The organism is Sorangium sp. So ce693 (genome assembly GCF_051521375.1).
Taxonomy (GTDB): Bacteria; Myxococcota_A; Polyangia; order Polyangiales; family Polyangiaceae; genus Sorangium; species Sorangium atrum.
This window is the reverse complement of the sequence record NZ_CP150347.1, coordinates 6,999,935-7,018,814: the sequence shown is the minus strand read 5'-3', so window position 1 is coordinate 7,018,814 and position 18,880 is coordinate 6,999,935. Positions and strand designations below refer to the sequence as shown.

Annotated in this window: 16 protein-coding genes; 7 read left to right on the top strand and 9 right to left on the bottom strand. The window is 70.7% G+C overall.

Features of this window, described 5'->3' with window-relative positions:
• Positions 1–147 precede the first annotated feature (147 nt).
• Both WMF14_RS25995 and WMF14_RS25990 read right to left on the bottom strand, forming a co-directional pair.
• The gene (locus WMF14_RS25995; protein ID WP_437790349.1) at positions 148–2,403 is read right to left on the bottom strand and encodes a family 2A encapsulin nanocompartment cargo protein cysteine desulfurase; all 2,256 of its coding nucleotides are present in this window, start codon (positions 2,401–2,403) and stop codon (positions 148–150) included.
• Positions 2,390–3,298 (bottom strand): family 2A encapsulin nanocompartment shell protein, encoded by a 909-nt coding sequence (locus tag WMF14_RS25990; protein WP_272093557.1) that lies wholly within the window; start codon positions 3,296–3,298, stop codon positions 2,390–2,392. The genes WMF14_RS25995 and WMF14_RS25990 overlap by 14 nt, the downstream gene beginning before the upstream one ends.
• A gap of 549 nt (positions 3,299–3,847) precedes the next feature.
• Here WMF14_RS25990 and cysK point away from each other — a divergent pair.
• The 6 genes from cysK (at position 3,848) to WMF14_RS25960 (ending at position 9,115) form a co-directional block, all read left to right on the top strand.
• Complete coding sequence (cysK, locus tag WMF14_RS25985; protein ID WP_437790347.1) at positions 3,848–4,831, top strand: cysteine synthase A; 984 nt, start codon at positions 3,848–3,850, stop codon at positions 4,829–4,831.
• Complete coding sequence (gene epsC, locus WMF14_RS25980) at positions 4,828–5,793, top strand: serine O-acetyltransferase EpsC (RefSeq protein WP_437790345.1); 966 nt, start codon at positions 4,828–4,830, stop codon at positions 5,791–5,793. Before cysK ends, epsC begins: the two co-directional genes overlap by 4 nt.
• Positions 5,794–5,900: 107 nt before the next feature.
• Complete coding sequence (locus WMF14_RS25975; protein ID WP_272093554.1) at positions 5,901–6,338, top strand: hypothetical protein; 438 nt, start codon at positions 5,901–5,903, stop codon at positions 6,336–6,338.
• A gap of 112 nt (positions 6,339–6,450) precedes the next feature.
• A complete protein-coding gene (locus tag WMF14_RS25970; RefSeq protein ID WP_437790343.1) occupies positions 6,451–7,167 on the top strand; it encodes an SDR family NAD(P)-dependent oxidoreductase in 717 nt (238 codons plus the stop codon).
• Positions 7,168–7,439: 272 nt separating this feature from the next.
• On the top strand, positions 7,440–8,144 hold the full coding sequence (locus tag WMF14_RS25965) for an HPP family protein (protein ID WP_437790342.1): 705 nt from the start codon (positions 7,440–7,442) through the stop codon (positions 8,142–8,144).
• 452 nt (positions 8,145–8,596) lie between these two features.
• Entirely contained in the window at positions 8,597–9,115 is a 519-nt protein-coding gene (locus tag WMF14_RS25960; RefSeq protein ID WP_437790340.1) for a hypothetical protein, read from the top strand.
• A gap of 81 nt (positions 9,116–9,196) precedes the next feature.
• Here WMF14_RS25960 and WMF14_RS25955 read toward each other — a convergent pair whose 3' ends face one another.
• The 6 genes from WMF14_RS25955 to WMF14_RS25930 form a co-directional block, all read right to left on the bottom strand.
• A complete protein-coding gene (locus tag WMF14_RS25955; protein WP_437790338.1) occupies positions 9,197–10,333 on the bottom strand; it encodes a tetratricopeptide repeat protein in 1,137 nt (378 codons plus the stop codon).
• On the bottom strand, positions 10,330–10,497 hold the full coding sequence (locus tag WMF14_RS25950; protein ID WP_437790336.1) for a hypothetical protein: 168 nt from the start codon (positions 10,495–10,497) through the stop codon (positions 10,330–10,332). The genes WMF14_RS25955 and WMF14_RS25950 overlap by 4 nt, the downstream gene beginning before the upstream one ends.
• A 109-nt stretch (positions 10,498–10,606) precedes the next feature.
• Positions 10,607–11,788 carry a hypothetical protein gene (locus WMF14_RS25945; RefSeq protein WP_437790335.1) on the bottom strand — a complete coding sequence of 394 codons (1,182 nt, stop codon included), beginning with the start codon at positions 11,786–11,788 and terminating at the stop codon, positions 10,607–10,609.
• A complete protein-coding gene (locus WMF14_RS25940; protein WP_437790334.1) occupies positions 11,776–13,311 on the bottom strand; it encodes a hypothetical protein in 1,536 nt (511 codons plus the stop codon). Before WMF14_RS25940 ends, WMF14_RS25945 begins: the two co-directional genes overlap by 13 nt.
• A gap of 121 nt (positions 13,312–13,432) precedes the next feature.
• Positions 13,433–14,761, bottom strand: a complete 1,329-nt coding sequence (locus WMF14_RS25935; protein WP_437790333.1) for a cytochrome P450 — start codon at positions 14,759–14,761, stop codon at positions 13,433–13,435.
• 176 nt (positions 14,762–14,937) lie between these two features.
• Entirely contained in the window at positions 14,938–16,113 is a 1,176-nt protein-coding gene (locus WMF14_RS25930) for an STAS domain-containing protein (RefSeq protein WP_437790332.1), read from the bottom strand.
• Between the two features lie 724 nt (positions 16,114–16,837).
• On the opposite strand from WMF14_RS25930, the gene WMF14_RS25925 reads away from it, so the two are divergent.
• Positions 16,838–18,061 (top strand): cytochrome P450, encoded by a 1,224-nt coding sequence (locus WMF14_RS25925; protein WP_437790331.1) that lies wholly within the window; start codon positions 16,838–16,840, stop codon positions 18,059–18,061.
• A gap of 159 nt (positions 18,062–18,220) precedes the next feature.
• Here WMF14_RS25925 and WMF14_RS25920 read toward each other — a convergent pair whose 3' ends face one another.
• The gene (locus tag WMF14_RS25920) at positions 18,221–18,880 is read right to left on the bottom strand and encodes a carbonic anhydrase (protein ID WP_437790330.1); all 660 of its coding nucleotides are present in this window, start codon (positions 18,878–18,880) and stop codon (positions 18,221–18,223) included.

The window sequence follows — 18,880 nt, the reverse complement described above, 5'->3', positions numbered from 1 at the left end:
GGACACAAGTTCGCCGTCGAGACGAAATCCTTCGAAATCCCGGGGGTTCAGCCTAATTTGGAGATCCAACCGGAGGGTTGGGCGGCGAAATCGGTCGGCAGGGAGCCCGGCGGTGTCCGTCTCAGCGGACAGCCGCCGGGCGTCACGTCAGCGAGACCTGCCGATCTGGATCCGATGCAGCGCGTCAACCAGCGCGTCGATGTCCTCGCAGGTGTTGTAGGGGGCGAGCGACGCGCGCACGGTGCTCTCCAGGCCGAAGCGGCGCAGGATGGGCTGGGCGCAGTGGTGGCCCGAGCGCACCGCGATGCCCTCCCGGTCGAGCGCCCCGCCCACGTCCTCGGTGCGCTGCCCATCGAGGACGAAGGAGAGCACGCCCGCCTTGTCGGCCGCGGTGCCGATGAGCCGCAGCCCGGGGACGCTCGCGAGGGCGTGCGTCGCGTAGTGGAGCAGCTCGTGCTCGTAGCGGCCGATGTTCTCGATCCCGATCCGCGTCACGTAGTCGAGCGCGGCGCCGAGGCCGACCGCGTCCGCGATGTTGCCGGTGCCGGCCTCGAAGCGCGCGGGCGGCGGGTGGTAGATCGTCCGCTCGAAGGTGACGTCCGCGATCATGTTGCCGCCTCCCTGCCAGGGCGGCATCGCGTCGAGCACCTCGCTCTTGCCGAAGACAGCGCCGATGCCCGTGGGACCGAACACCTTGTGTCCCGAGAACACGTAGAAGTCGCAGTCGAGGAGCTGCACGTCCGCGCGCATGTGGGACACCGCTTGCGCGCCGTCCACGAGCACGCGCGCGCCGTGCCGGTGCGCCATCGCCACCATCTCGCGCGCGGGCGTGATGGTGCCGAGCGCGTTCGACACCTGCGTGATCGAGACGATGCGCGTCCGCGGGCCGAGCAGCTTCTCGTACTCCTCGAGGATCACCTGGCCCCTGTCGTCCACGGGAGCGACACGGAGCTTGGCGCCCTTCTCGGAGCAGAGCTGCTGCCACGGCACGATGTTGGCGTGGTGCTCGAGCCACGTGATGACGATCTCGTCGCCCGGGCCCACGTTCCTCCGGCCCCAGCTCTGGGCGATCAGGTTGATCCCCTCGGTGGTGCCGCGCACGAACACGATCTCGCGCGTGGACGGGGCGTTGATGAAGCGGCGCGTCGCCTCGCGCGCCGCCTCGTACGCGTCCGTCGCGCGGGCCGCGAGCGCGTGCGCCGCGCGGTGGATGTTCGAGTTCTCGTGCTCGTAGAAGTACGAGAGCCGATCGATGACGGCCCGGGGCTTCTGGGTCGTCGCCGCGTTGTCGAGCCAGACGAGCCGCTTGTTGTGGACCCGCTCGTCGAGGATGGGGAAGTCGCGGCGGATCGCGTGGGGGTCCAGGATGCCGGCGGAGCGGCTGAGGTCGCGGACCAGCGCGGGATCCACGGCGCGGATCTCGTGGGCTTCGACCTGGGGAGGGCCGACGGGCGACTCGATGCCCAGCGCGGGCGCGCCGGGCACGAAGTACGCGTCGACGTCGCGGCCCGCGAGATCGCCCAGCACCGGGATGCGGAGCACCTCGTCGGCCGCTCCCAGGCTCAGCGGATCGGAGCCCACGAGCGGGACGCGGACGAACCCGGCGCGCACCGCCGAGTCCGGCAGCGACACCTCGCCGGGGAAGGCGGGCGTCGCGCCGGAATAAGCGGGGACCGAGCCGGGAGCGGGCGGCGCCGCGCCGGGAGCGGCGGGGGCTGACCCGGGATAGACCGGGGCCGCCGCCGCGGAGGGTCCAGCGGCAGCCGACGGCGTCGCGCCAGACGCCTGCACGGGCGGGGCGGGCGACAGCGACGGAGAGACGCCCGACGGCGTCGCGCCAGGCGCCTGCACGGGCGGGGCGGGCGACAGCGACGGCGAGACACCGGGCAGCGACACCTCGCCGGGGGAGGCGGGCGCGGCGCCGGAAGCAGCGAGGACCGAGCCGGCAGCCGGCAGCGCCGAGCCGGAGTAGGCGGGGGCCGAGCCGGAGTAGGCGGGGACCGAGCTGGAATAGGCGGGGGCCGACCCGGGATATACGGGGGCCGCCGCCGCGGACGGCCCCGGAACAGGTGACGGCGTCGCGCCAGCCGCCGCCAGGTGCGGGACGGGTGACTGCGACGGCGCCGCGCCGGGCAGCGGCGCCGCCGTCGGCGCCGGCGGAGCCGCTGGCGCCGCCGCCGCCCCCTGCTTGAACGGCGCGCCGAGCATCTCGTTGGCGAGCTGCGCGATCACCGCGGCCAGGGAGGCGGGGTCGAAGCCAGGGATCTCCGGTGCCGACGCGGGCGCGACGCCCGGCGCCGAGAGCGGCACGTTCAACGGCGCGATCCCAGAGCTCCCCACGACGCGAGTCACCTGCGGCAGAGCACCCTGGAGATCCGCTGTCTGGATCTCACTTGTACTCATAGTAGCTGTCCACCTGAACGCCCTCGAGCACGCCGAGCGCATCTTCGGTCAGAACCGCCGCCGAGCAGTAGAGGGACGCGAGGTACGAGGCAGCCCCGAGCTGGTTGATGCCCATGAAGCGAATCGACAGGCTCGGGCTCACCTCGCCCTGGATCCCCGGCTGGAACAGGCCCACGACACCGCGCTTCTTCTCGCCGGTGCGGACCAGCAGGATATCGGTCTTGTTGCCCGCGAGGTGCAGCTTGTCGGTGGGGATGAGCGGCAGGCCGCGCCACGTGAGGAACGGCGAGCCAAACAGGGTCACCGTGGGCGGCGGAACGCCGCGCTTCGTGCATTCGCGACCGAACGCCGCGATGGCGCGCGGGTGCGCCAGGAAAAAGGCGGGCTCCTTCCACACGCGCGCGATCAGCTCGTCGAGATCGTCCGGCGTGGGGCCAGCGCCGCGCGGCTTGACCCGCATGCTCTCATGCACGCTGTTGAGCAGGCCGTAATTGCCGTTGTTGATCAGCTCGTCCTCTTGCTTCTCCTTGAGCTTCTCGACGAGGACGGTGAGCTGCTCCTTCACCTGATCCATGGGGCTGCGGAACAGGTCGGAGATCCGGGTGTGCACCTGGATCGTCGTGGTCACCGTGTTGAGCACGAACTCGCGCGGCTGCTCTTCATAGTGGATGCGCGCCGTGGGCAGCTCGGCGGCGTCCTCCGGGCTGCAATCGACCGCGAAATCGGTATCGGTGACCCGGTTGAGGCGGTACACGCCTGCTTCGACGGGCGTCCAGGGGAGCAGCTGCACGAGCCAACGCGGGGTGGCACCGGCCCACTGGGGCGGAGTCTTGCTCGTGTTGGCGTGTTGCCTTGCGGCGCGCTCGCCAAGCAAATGGCTTTCGTGGTTCGTCATGGCAGGGCTTTTCCTCGAGCTTTGACGAGTTGGGAGGGTGTCTTCGCCAAAGCTGAGCCAGTACTACAACTTCTTCCCAGGCTGCCGCAATGGCGCTGGTGACGCCCTGGACGCTTTCCTCCTGTAAAGCAGATGTAATTTCCACCATGTCGGACTCCTATAAAGCGGATTTTCCTTCCACGATGGTGGAGCGCAACCGCGCGTGCCGTGGTGGAGGCTGACACCGGCGGACATCGTTCGAAGTCAAGGCTCAAGGGCGTTGCGGCGACGTTACGGCGTCGTTGCGACACCGTCAGACATGAAGAGATAAGGAGTGAGGTGATGGAGCGCCGGCCCCGTGCCATCGACGCGTCTCCCGTGCCATCGACGCGTCACGACGCGCCACGATCACTGAGCGGAGACCGCGGCGGCGGGGCACAAAGTGCTTGGCGGCTTTTGTCCGTTATGTTAGATGAACATCCGCTGGTAATCAAGCGCGGCGTTCGCTTCCCGCTCGACGTCCTCCGACCTCGAGGACGCGGAGGCATGCCGTCGCACCCCAGAGGGCCCATGTCGAACGTCACACGCGGCTGGTTCGAAGACAACGCAGAATCCATCGGCCGCACGCCGCTCGTGCGCCTCCGTCGCGTCGTCGAGGGCGCACTCGTGCTCGCGAAGATCGAGGGGCGCAATCCGGCGTATTCCGTGAAGTGCCGCCTCGGCGCGGCGCTCGTGTGGGACGCCGAGAAGCGGGGGCTCCTCGGTCCGGGCAAGGAGATCGTCGAGCCGACGAGCGGGAACACGGGCATCGCGCTGGCCTTCGTCGCGGCGGCGCGCGGCTATCCGCTCACGCTGACCATGCCCGAGACGATGAGCATCGAGCGCCGCAAGCTCCTCGTGGGTTATGGCGCGAAGCTGGTGCTCACCGAGGGGCCCCGGGGGATGAGCGGCGCCATCGCGAAGGCGGAGGAGATCGTCGCGTCGAACCCGAGCCGGTACGTGCTCCTGCAGCAGTTCAAGAACCCGGCGAACGCCGCGATCCACGAGCGGACGACGGGCCCGGAGATCTGGGACGATACGGCCGGGAAGGTCGACATCCTCGTGTCCGGCGTCGGGACCGGGGGCACGATCACCGGCGTTTCGCGCTTCATCAAGAACCAGAAGGGCAAGGCGATCACGTCCGTCGCGGTCGAGCCCACGCACAGCGCGGTGCTCACGCAGACGCGCGCCGGGGAGCCGCTCAAGCCGGGGCCGCACAAGATCCAGGGGATCGGCGCGGGCTTCGTGCCCGACGTGCTCGATCTGTCGATCGTCGATGAGATCGAGCAGGTGACCAACGAGGAGGCGATCGCCTACGCGCGGCGGCTGACGCGCGAGGAGGGCATCCTCTCGGGGATCTCGTCCGGCGCGGCGGTGGCGGTCGCGGCGCGGATCGCGAAGCGCAAGGAGAATGAGGGCAAGACGATCGTGGTCATCCTCCCCGACTCGGGCGAGCGCTACCTGAGCACGGCCCTCTTCGAGGGGCTCTTCGACGAGAAGGGGCTCGCGACATGAGCGAGGCCGATCACGGGGGGTTCCGCGCGCCCGCCGCGCCCGCCGTGTCCGGCGCGTCCTGGGCGCTCGGCTCGGTGGTCGCGGAGCTGCGCGCCGCCGGCCGGGGGATCGACGGCGCGCGCCAGAAGCTCGGGCGGCAGGCGCTGCCGTCGCGCGAGGTGCTCGTCGGCATCGCGCGCGATCTGCGCGCGGTGTTCTTCCCGGCGCATTTCGGGCCCGCCGATCTCACCGAGGAGGGGACCGACTACTTCGTCGGGCACACGCTCGACGCGGCGCTGCTCGCGCTCCATGAGCAGGTCCGGAGGGGCCTTGGCTTCCCGAGGGAGCTCGACGCCCGCGAGGCCGCCCGCCGCGAGGGCCGCGCGGCCGAGATCGTGCGCGACTTCGCCGCGGGCCTCCCCGCGGTGCAGGAGCTGCTCGAGACCGACGTGCGCGCGGCGTTCGAGGGGGATCCGGCGGCGACGAGCATCGACGAGGCGGTGTTCTGCTATCCGGGCATCACCGCGATCATGCACCACCGGATCGCGCACCTGCTCTACACGCTCGGCGTGCCGCTCATCCCGCGGATCCTCGCGGAGATCGCGCACGCCGACACCGGCATCGACATCCACCCCGGCGCCGAGATCGGGGCGAGCTTCTTCATCGATCACGGGACGGGCGTCGTCATCGGGGAGACGTGCCGTATCGGCGAGCGCGTGCGCCTGTACCAGGGCGTCACCCTCGGCGCGAAGAGCTTCCCGCGCGACGCGAGCGGGAACCCCATCAAGGGGATCGACCGCCACCCCATCGTCGAGGACCACGTGGTGGTGTACGCCGGCGCGACGATCCTCGGGCGCATCACCATCGGCCGCGGATCGAGCATCGGCGGCAACGTGTGGCTCACGCGCAGCGTCCCGGCGAACAGCCGTATCAGCCAGGCCCAGGTGCGGAGCGACGTCTTCGAGGACGGCGGCGGCATCTGAGAGGTCCGAGCGCGTCGTCCCGGCGCGCTCGGCGCGGGCGAGATCCGGCTCGTCCCCGGCGCCCGCGCGGTGTATGAGCGCCGGGCGTCCGCCGAGGCCGCCCCGCGATGATCCCCCGCCGCCGCCTGCACCGCGCCGTCTTCGCGCTGGCTGCCCTCTACAACGCTTGCTGGGGGCTCTACGCCGCCGTCGACCCGCAATGGCTCTTTCGCTTCGCGGGCATGGAACCCCTCAATCACCCGCCGATCTTCGCCTGTCTGGGGATGGTCGTCGGGGTGTACGCCCTCCTTTACGCGGAGGTCGCTCGCGCGCCCGAGCGCGGCTTCCTCCTTGCGGGCGTCGGTCTGCTCGGCAAGGTGCTCGGGCCGATCGGCCTCGCGGCGCTGCTCGCCACCGGGCAGTGGCCGCCTCGGTCCGCCGTGCTCTGCTTGACGAACGATCTCGTCTGGTGGATCCCCTTCGGCCTGTACCTCCACGACGCGTGGCCGTTCTTCGTGCGGCAATGGAGGGATGCGCCGGGGCCCCGCAGCTCTCCGGGGGGCTGACCTGCAGAACGAGCCGGGGACGGGCTCGGTCGGCTCGTGTCGTTCGCGCGGGCCAGGACGGGCTACGCTGCCGCGGTTCGCCGGCGCGAGGGCCGGCGGGAGGTGTGCGTTCATGAGCTCGAACAAGGCAGCGGTCGTCGTCGGCGTCGGCCCCGGACTCGGGGCCGCGGTGTCGAGGCGCTTCGCGCGCGAGGGGTTCTCCGTCGGCCTCATGGCCCGGACGGCCGCCGCGTGTGAGGCGGTGCAGCGGGAGATCGAGGGCGCCGGAGGGCGCGCCTTGAGCGTCCCGGGGGACGCCACCGACGCGGCCTCCGTCGCGGCGGCCTTCGCGCGCGTGGAGGAGTCGCTCGGGCCGGTCGAGGTGCTGATCTACAACGCCAGCGTGTTCCGCGTGGCCGGCGCGCTGGAGCTCACGCCGCGAGAGCTCGAGGACGACTGGAAGATCAACTGCCTCGGCGGCTTCCTGAGCGCGCAGGCGGCGCTGCCCGGCATGCTCGCGCGCGGCCGAGGGACGATCCTCTTCACGGGCGCCACCGCCTCGCTCCGCGGCGGAGCCCGCTTCGCGGCCCTCGCCGTCGGCAAAGCCGGCCTGCGCGCCCTCGCGCAGTCGCTCGCGCGCGAGCTCGGCCCGCGCGGCATCCACGTGGCGCACGTCGTCATCGACGGGCTGATCGACACCCCGCGGGTGCGCGCCATGGTGCCCGGGAGGACGGCCGCCACCCTGCTATCGCCGGAGGCGCTGGCAGAGACCTACTTCCAGCTCCACGCCCAGGCGCCGAGCGCCTGGACCCTCGAGATCGACGTGCGCCCGTCGGTGGAGAAGTTCTGACCTGTCCTGGGAGGCGCGGTCACCGACCAGCGTGTGACGGTCGCCTCGAGCGTGGACGGGTCGTGTCGATCGCTCGACGGGCCGCGCCATCGGTCGCGAGCTCCGCGCGCAGGCGCGCTGCCCGGCGGGCCCGAGCGCGTCGGGCGAGATCCCCGATCCATCTGGCGGAGCCCGGGGTAGAATCGTGGTGAGCTGGCCGTGGCGCCCGTCGGCGAGCGAGCGCCCGCGGAAGCGGGCGCGCCCAGGCGCAGCCAGCGCGCGAGGAACGAAGGATGGCAGAGAGAGACAGGCAATCGACCCCCGCGGCGGCGGAGCCGTGGGGAAGCGGGCGCGGTTACGGTCCGATATCGCCGCGGCATCCGCTCGGCGGCGAGATGACGGACGTCGTGCGCGGCATCTTCACGCGCCTCAGGCTCCCGTGGCTCCTCCAGCGTTACTCCAAGATACCGGTGCTCGCGGTCTTCAGCTGCGTGAACGGGTTCGTGAGCATCGGCCTGATGGCAGCCCTCGCCGTGGTGACGAAGTCGCCCTTCGTCTTTCCGTCGCTCGGGCCAACGGCCTTCCTGTTCTTCTACACTCCAACGGCGGCGTCGGCCGCGCCGCGCACCACCATCCTCGGGCACAGCATCGGCATCGCGGTCGCGTACATGAGCCTGCTCATCACCGGGCTCACGCACGCAGGTCCGGCGACCACGACGGGCGTGACCCTCGCGCGCGCCATCGCCGCGGCGCTCTCGCTGGGGCTCACGGCCGGCCTCATGGTGCTCGCCCGCGCGCCGCACCCTCCCGCGGGCGCGACGACCCTCATCGTCTCGCTGGGCATCCTGTCCCGGCCTCCGATGCTCCTCGTGCTCCTCGGCGGGGTTGTCCTGCTCACGCTCCAGGCCATCGTCATCAATCGCCTCGCCGGCGTCGACTACCCGCTGTGGGCCCCGCGGCAGGCGCGCCCGGAGCAGGATCCGCCGCCGCCTCCTTGATCCAAGGACCTCCCGTCGCCGGGCGGCCGAGGACGGGCGACTCGCGTCGTCGCTCCATGCCATCAGGGCACCTCGTCGCGCGTCGCGCCTGTCCGCGGTGTCACGGTCGCGGCGTGACATGTCACGGTCGCAGCGTGACATGTCACGGTCGCGGCGTGACATGTCACGGTCGCCCCTCGGAGATGCGGTTGGGCTCCGCGCTCCACTGCGTCGGACGAATGGGCCGGATTCGGCAGGATCCGCCGCCCGCTCGGGCCACGGAGATCCACATCGAGCTGACGCAGCGGCGGGGCCGTGGTTTCCCGGGCGCTGGCGTGCCGGTTGCTGAAGCGGCTCCGCGAGAGGCCCTGGGGCCAGGCCCGGCGGCGTTCGTCGCCTTGGTCGTCGCTTCGGGGCGCCGCTCGTCACGTGTGGAGTCCAGCGACGGAGGTTTTATGAAACAATCATGTGTGATGGTCGGGACACTGCTGCTCGCAAGCCTGGGAACCGCGGGCTGCGTGGTGGAGAGCCTCGAGAGCGAGGGAGGAGAAGACACCCTCGGCGAGGCAGAGCAGGCGCTGGCGTCCAGCCCGGCGCTCCGGGACTTCGGGCAAGTCCAGGCGCAGACGACGGCCTGGCGTACGGTCACCGTGGACAGCCAAGGGGTGACGCTGACGGGTTGCCAGTGCAGCGTCTCGAGCCAGCACTTCGGCGTCTCGAATTGCCCGGCCTCCTTCAAAGGCCAGCGGAACGTCAGCGTGTCCTTCACCGCGCCAGGGTCGCCGGGGACGTATACCGCGACGTTCGGCATCTCGTGCGGCGGGCAATCCTCACCGTCGGCCACCAGCGATCTGAGCGCCGTCGTTCCCATCGGCGTCAACCACAACGGCACGCTCCTCCGGGCCGGCGGCGCGAAGCCGAAGGCCGGGCGCAAGGCCGCGCGGCAGGCGCGGACCACGGGCGCCGCGCGCGCGATGCGGCGCGCGCGGTGACCCACGGCGCGTGGCGCCGCGGGCGAGAGCCAGCGACGCGCCACGCTTCGATCCGCGGCGACCGCGCGGCGTGGTGGCTCCTCAGGCCACGATCGAGGCGGCGTGACCCGCCTCCGCCAGGTTCTCCCGGCAGGCCGCGATCGTCGGGTGGCCCGGGCCGAGCGTCGCCTCGTAGATGGAGAGCGCCCGCTCCAGCAGCCGGCGCGCCGCCGCCCGCTTGCCCTGACGGAGGCGCAGCACGCCGAGGTTGTTGAGCGCCATCGCCAGGTCGGGGTGGGTCGGGCCGAGGAACCCTTCCATCGTCCCGATCGCCTTGCGGAACAGGCGCGCTGCGGCGTCGAGCTCGCCCTCGGCGTAGAGCAGGGCGGCGAGGTTGCTCGTGGTGAAGGCGACCTCGTGGTGCGCGGGGCCGTACGCGCGCTCGAAGATGGCGAGCGCGCGCCGGTAGAGCGCCGCCGCCTCGCCGCGCTTGCCCTGCGCGTCGAGGATGGCCGCGAGCGCGGCCGCGTCCTCGGCGACGAGCGGGTGCTCGGGCCCGAGCGCCGCCTCCCGCAGCGCCACCGAGCGGCGCGCGAACGGCTCTCCGCGGGCCGCCCGGCCGCGAGCGTGCTCGAGACCGCCGAGGTTGTGGAGCAGGGGCGCGAGATCGGGGTGATCCGGTCCGTGGACCCGCTCGAGGACGCGGATCGCCCGGCGGTAGAGCCGCGCCCCCTCGGCGAAGCGCGCGCGGTACTTGCAGCTCATCGCCAGCTCGTTGAGGCAGGCGGCGACCTCGACGTCGCGGGCGCCGAAGGCGGCCTCGGCCAGCCGGAGCGCGCGGCGGGCGCGCGCCGCCGCGTCTGCGTAGCGGCCCTGGAGCCGCGCGGTCGCGGCCAGGGCGAGCCATGCGTGGACGCGGAGCCGCTTGATCTCACCGCCCCGCCGCGCCCGCGCGAGCACGAGGACGGCGCGGCGCGCGTGCGCCTCGGCGGCGGGAGGGTCGCCGGACGCCGCCGCGATCCGCCAGAGCACGAGCAGCGCGCCCGCTGCCTCCGGGTCGGCGGGCCCGAGCTCCCGCGCGACGAGCGCGAGCGCCTCGCCCGCATCCGAGCGGGCCTCGCCGAGCATGCCCATGGAGAGATGACGGAGGGCGCGATCGCGGAGGGCGCGGGCGCCCGCGGCGGCCTGTCCCCGGGCCGGCCGCGCCGCGCGAGGGGCGGACGCGGGGGAGGCGCTCACGAGCCCTCGTCGGACCCCTGGGCGTCGTGAAGGTAGAACCCGGGGCTCTCCGGCACGCCGCCAGCGACGAACGCCGGGACGACGGGCGCCCGCGCGTTCACGACGTGGAGCAACGTTGTGCTGTCGGCGCCGCCGGTCAGCAGGACGATCGTGGAGGCTGGCATGGGGCAGGGAGGATCGGCGATCCGGCGCGCGCGCGCCAGGGGGCGGCGAGCGCGTGAGCGACGAGCGGATTGCAACGCTCCGCCGAGCGGCGTGCCCGGCGCCCCGGCGTCACTCCGCGAGCGCAGCGTCACCCAGCGTGTTGACGTATCCCGACTCGATGATCCTCTTGAGGAGCATCAGGAACACGTCCGCGTCGCGCCAGCACTCCGCCGGCAAGCTCGCCACGCCGCCGCGCACGACGTCGACGAATCGCTCGACGACGCGGCCATCCCCGGCGCAGTCGTCGGCGGCGAGATCGCGCAGCGTCGCCGCGATGACGTCCTCGTCATCGACGCCGACGAACCGCAGGGTTGCCTCGACGAGCCTCCTGTTCGGATGGTTGAAGAGGTTGAGATCGAACCGGCCGCGGGAGCCCGAGCGTCGATCGACGTCCTGATCTCCCACGTCGTCGAAGATGCGCGAAGCCGCGTCGGCGAATCGCTCGCACACGCGCCTGACCGCCGGGGCGGCCAGCACCTGTCCGATCGTGGGGAGCTCGGGGCTCGCGCTCCGGTAGAGGCTGTAGACGACGGCGACCGTCCCGGCCGACTGAATGCTCCCGATCGCATGCGCGACGAAATCGTCGGCGTGGTCGTCCCAGAACGCGCCCTCTTCGCGCTCGAGGTATCGCTGGCTGAGCTGCCGCATGGCGGAGCCATGGCTGAGAAAGCCGGCGACAGGCGACTCGATGAGCGCGCCTGCGTCTTCCGGAGAGCTCAGGCGACGCAGCAGGCGCGCCACCTCCTCCAGGGGTCGAGCGCGCGCAGCGACGAGGGCAGGATCGGCGCGCGGCGCTCTGGCCGCCTCGAGCTCGCTCAGGAGTACGGCGGACGCCAGCTGCTTCGTGTCGTTCGCTGCAGCGATGGGCAGGCGCGGCGCTTGAACCTCGATGAACCGGTGCGTTGCGACGACCATCGCCAGGTCCCCGTCATCCATCAGGCCATCGAGCAGGTAGAGGAGTCCAAATACGATGGAGACTTCGGCGAGGCGCTCGACATCCTCGATTTCGATCGCGATCGCGGCGCAGAACGCGGTCGCCTTGGGGCCGATCTGGCGCACGATGCGCTCGACGTGCTCCGGATCCAGGCCGGGTAAGGCTTCCTGGACGATCGGGCGGAACCTCTCGACAAAACACGAGTAAACGACCCGCATCCTCTCGGAGAGCGCGCGAGGGCCGACGGCGGTCGGGTAGGAATCGCCGAAGACATGGCTCTGCCACGTCTTTTCGATCAGATAGTCTAGCTTTCCCATGGCGGTTGCGACACGAGGAGCGCGCCGAGGACCCACGCGCGGTCCACCCGGGCCGGGCAATACAGCTCCTTCCCGATCCAGCGGAGATCTTCCTGGCCGGCGCCGATGTCATGGTTCGACACCAGCCAGTCGCACCCCCGTCGCCAGGCGCTCCGCGCCATGGATTCGAGCTCGCGGTTCCTTCGTGCGGCGCGGAGCGCGAGCACGGCGTAGGCCGTCTCTGCCGCGGTGGGCGCCCCGCCGGCTCCCCAGCCGCCATCGCCACGCTGGGCGCGCAGCAGCGCCTCCATGCCGCGCTTCACCGCGGGCAGATGCCCCTCGTGCGAGAGGGCCAAGATGACCTGGCTGGTCGTGTAGAGCCAGGAGCTGTGCCATTTGTCGCCAACCCACCGCCCGTCCGGCTGCTGGCGCTCGAGGAGGTACCGCGCTGGCGTCGACGCCTTCTCCCCGCAGGACGCGAGGGCGTGGATCGCGTGTGCATTGGTGGTGAGCGAGGGCTGCAGCTCGTTCGCGTACGTGATGAACATCCCGCCTCGCTCGAAGCGCCGCAGCGTCTCGATGGCGCGAGGCGCCACGAGCTCTCCCAGGGTGGCGATGACCGTCGATGTGATGTCGCCATCCTGAGTGAACGCGTCGCTCATGCCGATTCCCTCGGGGCGAAGCGCGGCGCCGAGGTCGAGCAGCTGCGGCCGCGCCACGTCGCCCAGCCGGGGATGGTCGAGCAGATCGAGGACCCGCAGCGCGTACAGGACCCAGGCCTGCTCGAACCGGTGGATGGGCCACACCGTGGGGACGACGCCGGGAATTCCGACCTCGGTAGCGCCGCTCGCTCGAAGCAGGTACTCGCGCGCCGCCGCTCGTGCGCCATCGAGGCCGGCCTTGTGCCGAGATGCGTGGAGCCAGGCTGCTGTGGCCGCGGGGCTGTGCCCGACGCCGCCGCTCACGTCGATGAGGTCAGGCGAGGGGCCGCCCCCCCAGCCCTCCCACGAGTGCGACGCCGCGCTGCCGGCCGCCGGCCGGGCCTTGCCGATCAAGGCCCGGCGCCGCTCGCCGAGCGCGATGAGCGCCCTGTACGGGTCCCAATCGACGCCGAGGCTGAGCGAGGAGGCCCGGTCGAGGAGCCTGGGCATGAGCAGCTCCAGCCCGACAGGGATGTCGTCCGGCAAAGACGTCCCCCAATGAGCTGCCTGGTTGCGCAGGAACTCCAGGCCCCCCTCGCAGGCGCTGCGTACCTGCGGCATGAGCTCGCGGTAAGGCTGGAGGGCCACGATCGACGCCAGCGTCGGGAGATCGCGCGCGCGCGGCACCGACGAGAGCCCCCAGCCCGCGTCCGGCCGCTGCTGCTCGAGAAGCCACCGGATGATGCTCTCCCTGGCTTCGGGAAAGACATCGAACATCAGCACGGTGGCGGTGTCGTACACCGAGGGACTGACGGAGCCTCCGCCTCGCCCGAGCTCCGCCACCAGCGCGCGAAGCCCGGCCAGAGCGCGATCGGAAGGACTCGAATGCGGCGAGGTGTTCATGCGCTGATCCACCCGGTGAGGGCCGGCTGCCGCCGGCGACCGTGTTGATGGTGAAGAGAGCCGTCCCGCCGGAGATCGTGGTCGATGCCTCGATGCGCTGGGGCGCTCGAGCTCTGCCCGTTCAGCACGGGCGAAAGACGACCCGTGTCGCGGCCGCCGGATGCCCGGTCGGGAAGTACACGTGCTTCGGCGAAGCGCCCTCCAAGTGTGGAACGAGCCCGGCGCGGCGCAACGCCCGGACGAGGAGGAACTGAAGCTGGAGCGCCTCGATGCAAGCGACGTTGTATCCAAGACAGAAGTGCGGCCCCCCGCCGAACGCGGCCAGCTCCAGCGGACCCGGTGGGCTAGAGCGATCGCTCCAGCGGCTCAGATCGAAGCGGTCGGGGTCCGGGAACAGCGATGAATCATAACCGAATTGCGCGGGGCTGAGGGCCAGCGGCGTATTTCGAGGGATGCGCCTACCGTTCAGCGTGATCGTCTCGGTGACCGTCCGGAAGATGAACCAGACCGGCGTGTACATCCGCAGGACCTCCCGGAAGATGGCGTTGGCGACAGGGAACCGGTGCGCCTCTCTCGCGGACATGGGCACGGACGCGTCCGGCGCGGCCGTGTGCTCGTCGCAGAGCGCGCTCCACACCTCGCTCCGGCGCGACAGGACGATGACGATCCAGGCCAGGATGGAGGCGCTGGTCTCGTGCCCGGCGAGCAATATCGCGCGGAGGTTGTCGACGATGTCTTGGTCCGACAGGGGCTCGCCCTCGTCGTCGCGAGCCTTCGAGAGCATGTCGACGAGAGAGCCCGCGGCGCCGCCCCCGCGAGCGAGCGCGAGGAGCCTCCGCAGGCGGTCGTCTATCCAGGCGCGCGCACGATCCGAGCGGTAAGCGGGCATGCCTGGCAGACGACCCGGGATCGGGTAAACACCCAAGAACAGCTCGCGATAGGCCCGGCTCCAGGCGCGCACATCCTCTGTCGGGACCCCGCAGATTCGAAAGATGATCTCGAGGGTCAGATCCCGCATGGCGGGATGGACCGCGAAGCTCTCTTGCTGGAGCCAGCCATCGATCTTCGCAGCGAACGCGGAGGCCATGGTGGCGGAGGCCTCCTTGGCGAACCCCTGCGGGGAGAACGAGGGGTTGATGGCCGAGCGCATGCGCCGGTGCATCGGCCCGTCCTGCCCAGCCATCGAGCGGCCCACGATCCCCTTGAGGTGCTCCGGATGGTCCATGACCACCTCGGGCGCGCGCAGGAGATCGAGCGCGTCGGCTCCCACATAGAAGAGCCGACGTTGCGCGAACCCGAGGTTGACCCAGAAGAGCGGACCCAGCGCGCTCCTGCTGCGGCGCAGAAGGCCGACGGCGTCCCGGTAAAGGACGGGCAGGTGACCGAGCACCGGCAGCTCTCCGGCCGCGGTGGGGATGCTGTCTTGGTCGGTTCGACCCGGGGAGAGCATGACGAACCTCGTTTTCGCTTCTCGCTTCTCGCTGCGACCGCGCCTGCGGAGCCTGTCTCGTCGTCGTCACGAGCTCGAGCGCGCGCCGCCGGAGGCGCCGGGGGTGCTTGCCGGATCGACGATGCCGAACGCCAGCGCCGCGCGAGCCGTGCAAGCAGAAGGGGAGACGCCGCGGGTCAGCGGCCTGAAGAGCCGTTCGCCGCCGGCGTCGCCGCGGGCTGGCGCATCTGGTTGATGCAGAACATGATGCCAGCCCGCAGGTTCGATCGCGTGACCATGCTGTTCAGATCGAGGCCCAGCTCGACGATCGTCTGCGCGACCGACGGCCTGATGCCGCAGATGATCCCGCCCGCGCCGAGGAGCCGGATGGCGTTCACGAGCTTGATCAGGTGATTCGCGACCTGCGTGTCCACCATCTCGACGCCCGTGAGATCCAGGATGGCATACCGCGCGCTGGTGCGGACGATCTCGTCGAGCAGGTTCTGCATGACGTCGGCGGTCCTCGCGCTGTCGACGACGCCGACCATGGGCAGCGCGACCACCCCGTCCCAGACCTGGATGATGGGCGTCGAGAGCTTGCCGATGACCTCCTGCTGCTTCTGGATCTGCAACAGCCGTAGTCGGAGCTCCTCTTCCGCTCTCTTCGCCTCCGAGACGTCGAGCGAGAGCCCGATCACGGACTCGACGTTCCCGAGAGGGCTCTGGATCGGCACCATCCAGTTCTCCCAGAACGAATTGTTGGTCGGGACGTGGCTCATCGAATGGGAGGGCGACCCGCGGAGCGCCCTCCTCACGTTCTCCGTGCCTTCGGGAGCGCTGGCAAAGACGTCGAAGAGGTTCGTCCCGACGAGCTGCCCCCGCTTGAGGCCGAGCCCCGCCAGGCCCCTCCCGTCGTGGCGGGTGATGACCCCCGCCGCGTCGCATGACCAGACGATGACAGGGAGGTTGTCGGAGAGGGCGCGGAGCATGTCCGCGTCCTCTCCCTTCCCGGGCCCGGCGGCGGGGAGATCGACGGCGCCGGACGTCGGGTGCAGCGAGCCGTAGACCGCCTGGCCGTGCGGCGCTCTGCGCAGCACGCAGGAGAAGGACGCATACACGTTCCCGGCCGTCATCACCCGCCCGCGGAGCTCGACGGCCCCGGGCGTCTCCAGAAGCACAGACCACTTCGCCCGGGCCGCCTCGCGATCGTCGTCGTGGAAGAGCTGGAAGAACGCCGTCCCCGGCGTGGCCGCGTGCCCGACCGTGTGGCCGAATGACTCGCTCCAGTGCGACAGCGTGCCGTCGATGTCCGCTACGAACAGCGCCTCGGGGGAGTAGAGATAGGCCGCCTCCCACGGGTCGCGTGAACTCATATAATGCTGTGTCATGACGAATGTTGCCCTCCCCCAAGCCCGATTCAGGCCTCCTACCCGTGCTCACCTCGTTCGTAGGGGCCGTGGATCGCGCGTGTCATTGACCAAGAATCGGTATCGGCAGACTCACCCCTCTCAGGACCCGCGAGAGCGATGACGAGCGCTCGGAGATGTGCAAAAACGCTTCGATCCGAGCGAGGGTTCCAGCTTGCATTGCGAGATTACAAGCCGCACATCTCCGGCTGAGGCCGGGTAGATCCGGAACTCGTGCTAAGGCCATTCCCGATGTGTGATCGGGGTCGGCGTCCAGGATGCTGTTCAATCCGTTCGGCCCGGAAGCGCCGCGATGCACGGGGTCAGACGAGATGGGAAGACCGAGCTCCTCATGTCTGCCGCCGCGCCGTGAGGGCGCCGGCGACATCGGAGGAGCTACGCATATTCCCCGGGGGTTCGCGATCATCGCTCCCTCGGCGATGCCGCCCGGTGACCGTCGCGTGACGGGGCCTCATGGCGGTGCCTCATGGCGGTGCCTCATGGCGGTGCCTCATGGCGGTGCCGCATGGCGGTGCCTCATCGCGGTGCCTCATCGCGGTGATCGAGCGGACACCGCCCGGAGATCCACGCGGTCACCTATGCTGTCGTCCCACCAGGGGAAAGGACTTGACTTCCACGAACCGCTTGGATCTCCTGTCCGGTAGAGCGGCTGCGCCGCTGTGACCTTGACATGGAAACCGAGACCGCCGCGAGCCCCTCGCCCGAGCACATCGACCTCTCCGCGCCTTCGGTGATAGCCGATCCTTACCCCGCGTACCACGCGCTCCGAGGGCGATCTCCGGTGCTCTATGCGCGCGTGCCCGCGGGCGGCGCCGCGGGCCTCGGCGAGCCAATCCGTGCCTACGCGCTCCTGCGCCACGCGGAGGTGCTCTCCGCGCTGCGGGATCCCCAGACGTTCTCGTCGAACGTCACGGACAAGATCCGTGTCCTGCCGCGGATCACGCTGCTGCACGACGATCCGCCCCGGCACACCCACCTCCGCAGGCTCGTCAGCCGATCGTTCACGCCGCGGCGCATCGCAGAGCTCGAGCCGTGGATTGGCCGCCTCGCCGCCTCGCTGCTCGAAGCGACGGGCGACGGGCCGTCAGACCTCATGGACGCCTACGCGATGCCCCTGCCGATGATGGTGATCGCCACCCTGCTCGGCATCCCGGCGGAGCGCTATGCGCAATTTCGGAGCTGGTCCGAGTCCGTGATGTCCTACAGCGGTATACCGGCGGAGGAGCGCGCGAGCCGCGGTAAGGCGATGGTCGACTTCTTCGCGGCGGAGCTCGAGGTGCGACGGCGCGCGCCGTCAGGCGATCTCATCTCGGCGCTCGTGGAGGCCGAGATCGACGGCGCGCGCCTCGACACGCCCGAGGCGGTCGGCTTCTGCGTCGGCCTGCTCGTCGCCGGCAACGACACCACGACGAACCTCATCGGCAACATGGCGCACCTCCTGTCCGAGCGGCCCGAGCTCTACCGGCGGGCGCAGCAGGACCGGAGTCTCGTGGAGCCCATCATCGAGGAGACGCTGCGCCATTCGAGCCCGGTGCAGCGCCTCTTGCGCGTCGCCACGCGGCCGGTGGAGGTGAGCGGCGTGGTGATACCGGCCGGGCACCTGGTCGACGTCGTGTTCGGCGCGGCGAACCGGGATCCGGCCGTCTTCGAGGAGCCGGACGCGTTCCGGCTCGACCGGCCTCCGGTGGAGCACCTGGCGTTCGGGCAGGGGACCCATTTCTGCATCGGCGCGGCGCTGGCGCGGATGGAGGCGCGGATCGCCGTGAACGCGCTCCTCGACTGCTATGAGTCCATCACGCCCGGCGAGGCACCTCCGCTGCGGCAGACGCGGGCGATGATGCCCCTCGGGTTCGAGTCGCTCCCGCTCGTGCTGCGGAGGCGCGCCAAACCCTGAACTTCGAGGGCGCTGGAGCCGCTAGACCACCGATCACGTTGCTCAAGCGAGAACGTAGAAGAAGAGCGATTGCCTGCTCTGCAGTGGCCTTATCAGGTGAACTTGCTTAGAGAGCGAGAGCAGGATGTCTTTGATCTCGTGACGAGGCGCGCCGGCTCGTCACGGGCGCGGGAGGAATGTCACCTTGCCGGTCTCCAGGGCGTACTCGGCGCCCACGATCAGCATGCCTTCCTCGGCGCACAGGCGCTCGAGCAGCCGGCTGCCGTGCCGGAGGTGATCGCACGAGTTGCGCACGTTGGCGCGCACCGCCTCGCGCAGGAGAAAGTCTCTGTCGGCGTGGCGGCCCGCGGCGCTCACCACCGTCTCGACGGGAGCTCGGCAGCGCTCGACGATATCGCGGATGTTGTCGGTGAGGGGGCCGCGGCGGTCCTCGTGGAGCAGCTCGCTCAGCGTGGCGTCGATGGCGCCGCAGCGCGAGTGGCCCATCACCACGGCAAGGCGGGTCCCGAAGGCGGCGGCGGCGAACTCCACGCTGCCGACGAGCGAGGGCGCCACCACGTTGCCCGCGACCCGGATGACGAACAGGTCCCCGAGCCCCTGGTCGAAGATGAGCTCCGACGGCGCCCGCGAGTCCGAGCAGCTGAGGACGATGGCGAAGGGCTGCTGCCCGTCCACGAGGGCGGCCCGCGCCCGCGGGCCCATCTCGATGTGCTCGCTGCGGATGTTGTCGACGAAGCGCCGGTTGCCCTCGATCAGGCGCTCCAGCGCTTGATCGGCGGGTACGACGGGAAAGGAGGGCGGTGCGTTGCTGAGTCCCAT

Coding starts and splice junctions, on each gene's coding strand:
- WMF14_RS25995 (WP_437790349.1), bottom strand. CDS start 2,403: ATGAGTACAAGTGAGATCCAGACAGCGGATCTCCAGGGTGCTCTGCCG.
- WMF14_RS25990 (WP_272093557.1), bottom strand. CDS start 3,298: ATGACGAACCACGAAAGCCATTTGCTTGGCGAGCGCGCCGCAAGGCAA.
- cysK (WP_437790347.1), top strand. CDS start 3,848: ATGTCGAACGTCACACGCGGCTGGTTCGAAGACAACGCAGAATCCATC.
- epsC (WP_437790345.1), top strand. CDS start 4,828: ATGAGCGAGGCCGATCACGGGGGGTTCCGCGCGCCCGCCGCGCCCGCC.
- WMF14_RS25975 (WP_272093554.1), top strand. CDS start 5,901: ATGATCCCCCGCCGCCGCCTGCACCGCGCCGTCTTCGCGCTGGCTGCC.
- WMF14_RS25970 (WP_437790343.1), top strand. CDS start 6,451: ATGAGCTCGAACAAGGCAGCGGTCGTCGTCGGCGTCGGCCCCGGACTC.
- WMF14_RS25965 (WP_437790342.1), top strand. CDS start 7,440: ATGGCAGAGAGAGACAGGCAATCGACCCCCGCGGCGGCGGAGCCGTGG.
- WMF14_RS25960 (WP_437790340.1), top strand. CDS start 8,597: ATGGTCGGGACACTGCTGCTCGCAAGCCTGGGAACCGCGGGCTGCGTG.
- WMF14_RS25950 (WP_437790336.1), bottom strand. CDS start 10,497: ATGCCAGCCTCCACGATCGTCCTGCTGACCGGCGGCGCCGACAGCACA.
- WMF14_RS25945 (WP_437790335.1), bottom strand. CDS start 11,788: ATGGGAAAGCTAGACTATCTGATCGAAAAGACGTGGCAGAGCCATGTC.
- WMF14_RS25940 (WP_437790334.1), bottom strand. CDS start 13,311: ATGAACACCTCGCCGCATTCGAGTCCTTCCGATCGCGCTCTGGCCGGG.
- WMF14_RS25935 (WP_437790333.1), bottom strand. CDS start 14,761: ATGCTCTCCCCGGGTCGAACCGACCAAGACAGCATCCCCACCGCGGCC.
- WMF14_RS25930 (WP_437790332.1), bottom strand. CDS start 16,113: ATGAGTTCACGCGACCCGTGGGAGGCGGCCTATCTCTACTCCCCCGAG.
- WMF14_RS25925 (WP_437790331.1), top strand. CDS start 16,838: ATGGAAACCGAGACCGCCGCGAGCCCCTCGCCCGAGCACATCGACCTC.
- WMF14_RS25920 (WP_437790330.1), bottom strand. CDS start 18,880: ATGGGACTCAGCAACGCACCGCCCTCCTTTCCCGTCGTACCCGCCGAT.